Source organism: Emticicia sp. MM (assembly GCF_001649495.1).
In genome coordinates this window covers 1-7770 of sequence record NZ_LXHX01000029.1, presented here as the reverse complement: position 1 = coordinate 7770, position 7770 = coordinate 1, and the positions used below count along the sequence as shown (strand labels likewise).

Here is a 7770-nt window from a genome sequence, read left to right as displayed (position 1 = left end):
AAATATAAATCCATAAAACCTTCCTCTAAATTTTTTAAACTACATTCGACCCAAGCCATTTTATCCCAATTCCCTGTAGGAGTGTAGGTAACTTTACCAATCACAGGCCCCGCAACTGAATTTTTTCTAACTTCAATTTCGCCACTTTTATCTAATGAGGCATACTCAAAACTAATTGAGCGAATATTTGTTAAATCTACATGTTTAAATTGAAGATAGGCTTTAGAATCACCTTGACGGAGCTGACCCCATTCGAAATTAAAACCAGGATGTGCATCGGCATCCATTGCTCTTAGAACATGATAATTTAATCTTAAAACTTCTTGACCAGTTTGGGCAGGTGCAACCGCAGTTTTGTTATCAGTATAGGTACTTTTTAGAGTATAAAAACCTTTTGGCGAATCTGCTTGATGGGCAGTTAAACTTAAATTTCCATTGACTGGGATATTCTTAAATTCTTTTTTAGGGTCGCTTAAAGACAAAATATATTTAACCATTTCGGTTACATCTTGTTTGGCTAATTGAGGATGTGCTGCCATTACATGGGTAGTTCCCCAATTACCACCACCACCTTCAATAATTTTGTTTGTGAGCAATTGTATAGAACCTTCTCTTCCAGAATATCTTTTTGATACCTCAATAAAAGAAGGACCTACTGCTTTTTTATCAACTGTATGGCAGGCTTTGCAGTCGCTCGCTTCCATCAAAGTTTTTCCTAATGAACCAGACTCAACTGTTGAAATGGCTTTAGAATCTGTACTTTCATTGGCAGGACTGTAAGGCTGTGGATTGTAATTGTACTGAACTTTAATTTTCTTTGGATTGATGACTTTATCCTCGTGATCTTTCACAACAACTGAATAATTAAAAGGTTTTTCATCCCAGTAAAATGACTTATTTTGAGCAGAAACAATGCTTACTTGAGGTTTTTCATTACCAATAATTGCAACTAAAGTATCAGTTTTTGAAAGTCCCTTTTGGTCTGTTACTTTAAATATTAATTTATATTTCCCACCCTTTGTGAAAGTATATTCGGTAGTAGGTTTTTCAGAAATTACAGTGTTATTGGCAATCCATTTGTAAGTAAGTTTGTCATCAAAATCAAGGTCTGTTCCTCTACCAACTACTTTAACTGTAAGTGGGGCTTTCCCAATAATTTCTTTTGGTTTTGGAAAATTCCTAGTCTCAGAAGTGATAAATGATTGAGCATTTATTTTGTCAATTAACTGACTGTCTGCAAAATAAGATTCCGCATTGGGTGCTCTATTACCTGAATTATACTCAACTTTTACAAGTCGAGCATCAACATTATCCGCACCATATACTGAACCATATTCCAGAATATACATGATACCTTCATTACTAAATGCTAAGTCGATTGGGCGACGAAAATCACCGTTGATTGGCATGAATTTTTCGTTTCTAACATAGTTTTCGTTTTCATCGAATCTTAATGCTAACATCCAATTTCTCATCCAATCAAATACAAAAAGGGCACCATCGTAGTATTCAGGAATTTTTTTATTTGAACCCGAGTTTTTATTGTAAGTATAGAATTGACCAGCCATAGCACTTCTACCGCCTAAACCAAGTTCAGGAAATTCAGGCGAAAGAGAATAAGGATACCAAATAATTGGAGGTGTTGCTGGTGGTAGTTCTCTTAAGCCAGTATTATTTGGTGAGTTATTAATTGGTTTTAAAGGGTCGAACTTCGGACCCGCTTTACCACTTTCAAAGTCCCATTTAGCATAGGCATAATTATTACCTACAAAGTAAGGCCATCCATAATTTCCCGGCTTTTTTGCTTGGTTAAACTCATCATAACCTCTTGGGCCTCTTTCTTTGTCTTCCCCAGCATCTGGCCCAATTTCTCCCCAATAAATGGTAGAAGTTTTTGGATTAACGGCAATTCTATAAGGGTTTCTACAACCCATTGCAAAGATTTCGGGGCGGGTATTGGGTGTTCCTTTGGGGAACATATTTCCCTGAGGAATAGTATAGGTTCCATCGGCTTCAGGGTGAATTTTTAATATTTTTCCTTTTAAATCATTCGTATTTGCAGAAGATCTTTGAGCATCCATAGAATAATATTTTTCCTCTCGTCTTTCATCAATAGGTGCATAGCCATCAGATGGGAATGGCGTAGTTCCATCTCCAGTTGAAAGGATTAAATTCCCGTCTTTATCGAAGGCCAGAGAACCTCCATGGTGTGCTCCACTGTTTATTTGAACGGGAACTTGTAACAATATTTTTTCAGATGCTAAATCTAGTATATTATTTGGTGAAAGCTTAAATCGAGAAAGATTAAATAAAATGGGTTCGCCTTCAATTGGTGGTGAATAATAGAGATAAATCCATTGATTTTTTTCGAAGTTAGGGTCGAGTGTAATACCTATTAGCCCAGTTCCACCTTTCATCACAACTGGGAAGCGATGTATGAGTTTGTGTTTATTCGTTTTTGTATCGAAAACTGATAAATTTCCAGCTAATTCAGTAAAAAATACTCTTCCATCTTTAGAAACAGCCAATTCCATTGGATTATTGAGGTCATTTACTAATACTGTTTTTTCAAAACGATTTTCTTCTGGAACTGCTTTTGCGTATGATTTGGAATAATTTAATGGTTTACTTTCACCCATAGCATATTTAATTCCACCTAGTAAATGCTCTAAAAACATTGGGTCTGAATAACTTTCATCCGTATGTCCATTGGCAGTGTAGAAGGCACGGCCGCCATCGTACTCATGATACCAAGCAATTGGGTGATTTCCCCCATTGGTTCCTCCTTCATAGGTATTTTCATCCAAATACATTAATGGTTTGATGCCGTGGTAAATATATTTAAAACTATACCACTCATCTGTGCGTTCCCATCTAGTTGGTAAATGACTAGTTGAAATATGTTTTTTTTCTGTTACATCAATAATCGCTTTTCTAATATTTGAGTTGTTTGGATGACTACCGAAATACGCTCCAACTAATTCGCCATACCAAGGCCAATTATATTCGGTATCAGTAGCAGAGTGAATACCAACATAGCCACCACCTGCTTGAATGTAGCGTTCGAAAGCTGCTTGTTGTTCATTATTCAACACATCGCCCGTGGTACAGTTAAAAATGACAGTTGAATACTTTTGTAAATTTTGGTCGGTGAAGAGTGAAGAATTAGTTGTTGTATCAACTAAAAAATTATTTTCTTGCCCTAATTTTTGAATAGCTCTTATGCCAAACGGAATACAACTATGCTTCCAACCTTTGGTTTTGGAGAAAACCAAAACCTTTTGATTTTGGGAAAAACTTAAATTAATGGTGAATAAAAGTAAAACCCAAACAAAGAAGTGTCTCTTTGCCGGTTGTAATGGTAGATTCATTGGTAATTTTGTTTTAATTGAATAGATAGAATGTAAATATACAAAATAAAAAAGCTTGTTAGTAATTGACTAACAAGCCTTTTGGTAAAAAAAAAGTAAATTTTTAGAATGGTAATTTACCCAAATCTACATTTCCACCCGTAAGTATAATTCCAACTCTTTTACCTTTGAATCTTTCTTTTTCTTTTAAAAGTGCGGCAAATGGAACTGCACATGAGGGTTCGATTACAATTTTTAATCTTTCCCAAATTAGCTTCATTGCGGCAATAATTTCTTCATCACTCACGATGATTATATCTTTTACATACTTTCTAATTATCTCCAATGTTTTATCTCCAAGAGTTGTCATAAGGCCATCAGCAATGGTTTTGATATAAGGTGCTTTTTCTACTTTACCTGTTTTGAATGATAAAACTGCATCAGCGGCACCTTCTGGTTCACCTGCAATTACTTCGGCATTGGGTAACAGATAATGGGTTGCCAGTGCCGTACCACTTAATAGACCACCACCACCGACGGGAGCCATAATGACGTCTAAATGGGTCACTTCTCCAATAAGCTCAACAGTTGCTGTTGCTTGTCCTGCAATTACATCGTAGTTATTAAATGGATGAACAAAAGTTGCACCAGTACGTTCAATTACTTGTTGAACAGTCGATTCACGTGCTTCTAGTGTAGGTTCACATTCAATTATTTCACCATTCAGTGCTTTTACGCCATTTTTCTTTATGTTAGGGGCATTGCTAGGCATCACAATATATGCCTTTGTGCCAACTGCTTTGGCTGCTAAAGCGATGGCTTGGGCATGATTGCCAGATGAATGGGTGGTAATGCCTTTTTCTTGTTCTTCAGGTGATAGTGAAAGCACGGCATTCATACCTCCACGGGCTTTAAATGCTCCAATTTTTTGAAAATTTTCACATTTAAAATAAATTTCACACCCTGCAAGTTGGTTGATACTGGCTGAAGTTAGTACTGGGGTGTGATGAATGAAAGGTTTGATTCTTTCGTGTGCTTCTTGAATTTCTGATAATGTTGGTATATGATTCATTGATTAGATTAATTTTAAATTATCTCTTGAATAAGATATAATCGGTCATGGGTAATTGTTCAATATTTCCTTTTAACAATATAACCACTTGCCCTCTATGATACGCTGAATGGAGTAGCAAATGTGAAAATATTTCGCTAATTGTATTTGTAAAACTATCTCCTTTGGTATTATGATAGGCAATTAACTGCCCCATTTCTTCTTTTTTAATTACTTTATTTATATCAGCAAAATTTATTTCGAGCAGTTCAAGCATTATGTTTACATCAAAAACTTCCCAAACACGTACTTCTTTTTTTTTGCCATTATTCTATCTAGCCAAATTCTTTGGGCTGCAATTATATGTGAAAAAATTTCAATAGCCCTTTGAGGTGGAGTAGATGAATGAATGATGCTTTCTAAAACTTTTAAATTTGCCCAATATTCGTGCTCAAATAAATTTTTGTAATATTGATTCATTTAGTTGTTACTTTGTTTATCTCCTTAATTTTTCAACCTCCATTAGCACTTCCGCAATACCAATAAGAGGTATTTTTACCCAACTTGGTCGATAATTTACTTCGTAGCCAATTTCATAAACTGCTTTTTCTAATAGGTGGAAAAGTAAGAGATAATTAATTTCATTATTATCCTTAAATAATGGATGTGGACTCCCGAAGACGCCTAGATACTCATCTAAATAAGTATCTTTAATCAGTTTATACCATCTATCGGCTGCTCTTTGGAGAACCTTAGGTTCAATAGTGCTTGTTTCGGTGGCATTGAATAATTTAGCTGCAACAGCATAGTGATATGAGCGAATCATACCCGCTACATCTTTAAGTGGAGAATGTTTAATTTTCCGCTCAGTAATTGTACTTTCTGGTTCCCCTTCAAAATCTATTATTACTAAATCATGTTCTGTGGCTAAAACTTGTCCTAAATGGTAGTCTCCATGAATTCTTGTTCGATAGGAAAATAGCGGACGAGTTAAAACTTGGTCTATAAATTCAAGAATCATATCCTTAGATTCCATGAATTTCCAAGCGAGTGCCTGTGCTTGACCATCAAGTTTTAAATAATTTTCGGTCAATAAATTATATCTCCGTTCAAGAAGATTTTCGAACTTTTCGTGTAAAAAGCGGCGATATTGTCGGTCAAATGGTTCGGCATTGAAAGAATCGGCTCCTCTGAGAGCAAAAAGAGCCTTGTGCATTTCTGCGGTTCGATGTGCTAATAAAGAAACCTTGTCAAAAACCGACTCTTTAATTTGGAAATTGCCTTCCACAAAAGCTTCTAAGAAATCATTTAGATAGTCGCCTGTCATACTCCAGTCATCTTTCAAGCTTTGTATCACTTCGACCATTACACCAAAAGTAATTTCTGGAGCAGTTTCTCGTTTCCAAGAAACACTTCCCGCAAATCTTGGAATATTTCTGAAATCAGAATTTTGAGTGATAAACTCAACCATTTCTGCTTCAGGATTTGTCTCAGCAAAGATTTTACGGTAAAGCTTTAGAAAATATTTTCCTCCAAAAATCATTGCCGAGTTAGAGGAGTCGATATTGGGTAAAATTGAGTCTATTTCATCCGTTTCTTCAACGAATGCTTTCCCTTTCGCAAACACTAAAGAATCATCATTGTGTTGTGGGAAAGTTGATTGATGAAATACGCTGGTAAATAGTTTAGCACGAAATTTTTCATCATAAATGGCATCAACCAGTAAACCAATTTTTTCGTCCATACTGGCTTTACATAGTACGCCTTTTGGGGCTATTTCTTGCGTATTTTCTTCAACAAAAGAAAGGGGTAGTAAATAAAGCTCAGAGTCGCCCTCATCGTATTTTACTTCGAAAGTCATAAAAATAAACGACTCAAAGTGTACGGTATCTTTCACTTTTAAAAGTTTTATCTGCCGTGCTTTACCCGCAAACCATCTACATTGAGCTATATAAGGTGGGAGAATATTATCTTCTAATACTGTGTGAACATATTTATCTTTTTCAAATCCTTGCCATTCGATGGCCAATACAAATTCGGACATAGTATTTTCGTATTTAATATTAGGTTTACCAAATTAGGAAGTACGATTTGATTATGCAATGTTTTTGAATTAAATGTTTGAGTATCAAAGCAAAAGCCCTAATTGCAGATGCAATTAGGGCTTTAAACCTATTAAATCGTGGTTATTTTATAAAATACCATCAAAAACCTTCATTGCTGGGCCAATTAAACGAATATCTGTAAAGTTTTCATTGAATGAAACTTTTAAATTTCCTCCTTTGGTAATTACATTAATTGGGCTTTTCATTCCAAAACGTAAGAATGTTGAAAGAGCAGATGCAGTTACTCCCGTCCCGCAGGAATAGGTTTCATCTTCAACGCCACGTTCGTATGTACGTACGTAGATAGTTTCATTATCAATTACTTCAACAAAGTTTACATTCGTGCCACCACGAGCAACCCACTCGTCAGAATATCTTATTTTCTTACCTTCATTATATACATCAAAGCTTTCGATTCCTTTCACAAATGCAACATAATGTGGTGAACCTGTATTCATGAAATCGTAAAAATCGTGGCGTTCGATGCTATGTACTTCACCCATTTTCAAGGCTATTACCGCTTCATTGGCATCGGCTAAATGTTCACCATCGACTGCAATAAACTTTGTTTTATCTTTAAAAATACCTAAATCTTCAGCAAATCTTACTGTGCATCGTCCTCCGTTTCCACACATGCTTCCTTCTTTGCCATCGGCATTATAATATACCATTCGGAAATCATAATTGGGGTCGTTTTGAAGTAAAATTAGGCCATCTGCACCAATGCCAAAACGGCGGTGGCAAAGGTGTTCAATGTATGCTTGACTAGCTGGAAATTTTTCATCACGATTATCAATCATAACAAAATCGTTTCCAGTGCCTTGGTATTTATAAAATTTGATATTATTCATAGTATTTACTGAATTTTCAAGGAAGACTTCGCTTCTTTCATATAAAAAAAGCCGCTCCAATGGGGCGGCCTTTTCCTACACAAAATTATGAAAAAGCTATTACTTTTATCTTTAGACAATTTTGAGAGTAAAAAGTTAATTTTTTGTATAACTTTTTTTTCAAAATGTTCTTATTTTTTCTTTAATTCTTTGATACGTGCTGCTTTACCTTGTTTTCCACGTAAGTAGAACAATCTTGCACGACGCACTTTACCGTAACGTACTACTTCGATTTTATCAACACTTGGTGAAAGTACTGGGAAGATACGCTCTACACCAACACCATTAGAAATTTTACGTACAGTAAAAGATTCACCATTTGTACCAACGTTACGACGTTGAATTACAGTACCAGTATAAACCTGAATACGCTC

Annotated in this window: 6 protein-coding genes; all 6 read right to left on the bottom strand. The window is 35.5% G+C overall.

What is annotated here, in order from left to right; all coding sequences use genetic code 11:
- Positions 1–3371: ThuA domain-containing protein (locus A6M55_RS04740; protein WP_064196730.1), on the bottom strand; the 3371-nt coding region annotated here is incomplete at its 3' end.
- 103 nt (positions 3372–3474) lie between these two features.
- Entirely contained in the window at positions 3475–4422 is a 948-nt protein-coding gene (locus A6M55_RS04735) for a threonine/serine dehydratase (protein WP_064196729.1), read from the bottom strand.
- Between the two features lie 19 nt (positions 4423–4441).
- On the bottom strand, positions 4442–4678 hold the full coding sequence (locus A6M55_RS04730) for a DinB family protein (protein WP_064196728.1): 237 nt from the start codon (positions 4676–4678) through the stop codon (positions 4442–4444).
- Between the two features lie 219 nt (positions 4679–4897).
- Positions 4898–6445, bottom strand: a complete 1548-nt coding sequence (locus tag A6M55_RS04720) for a putative maltokinase (RefSeq protein ID WP_064196726.1) — start codon at positions 6443–6445, stop codon at positions 4898–4900.
- A 147-nt stretch (positions 6446–6592) separates the two neighbouring features.
- Complete coding sequence (gene dapF / locus A6M55_RS04715; RefSeq protein ID WP_064196731.1) at positions 6593–7357, bottom strand: diaminopimelate epimerase; 765 nt, start codon at positions 7355–7357, stop codon at positions 6593–6595.
- 170 nt (positions 7358–7527) lie between these two features.
- Positions 7528–7770 (bottom strand): 50S ribosomal protein L19 (gene rplS / locus A6M55_RS04710; protein WP_064196725.1); only part of this gene is annotated, 243 nt, incomplete at its 5' end.

Bases quoted from the DNA above. Each gene is read 5' to 3' on its own strand.
- dapF (WP_064196731.1), bottom strand. From the start codon at position 7,357: ATGAATAATATCAAATTTTATAAATACCAAGGCACTGGAAACGATTTT.
- A6M55_RS04730 (WP_064196728.1), bottom strand. From the start codon at position 4,678: ATGCTTGAACTGCTCGAAATAAATTTTGCTGATATAAATAAAGTAATT.
- A6M55_RS04720 (WP_064196726.1), bottom strand. From the start codon at position 6,445: ATGTCCGAATTTGTATTGGCCATCGAATGGCAAGGATTTGAAAAAGAT.
- A6M55_RS04735 (WP_064196729.1), bottom strand. From the start codon at position 4,422: ATGAATCATATACCAACATTATCAGAAATTCAAGAAGCACACGAAAGA.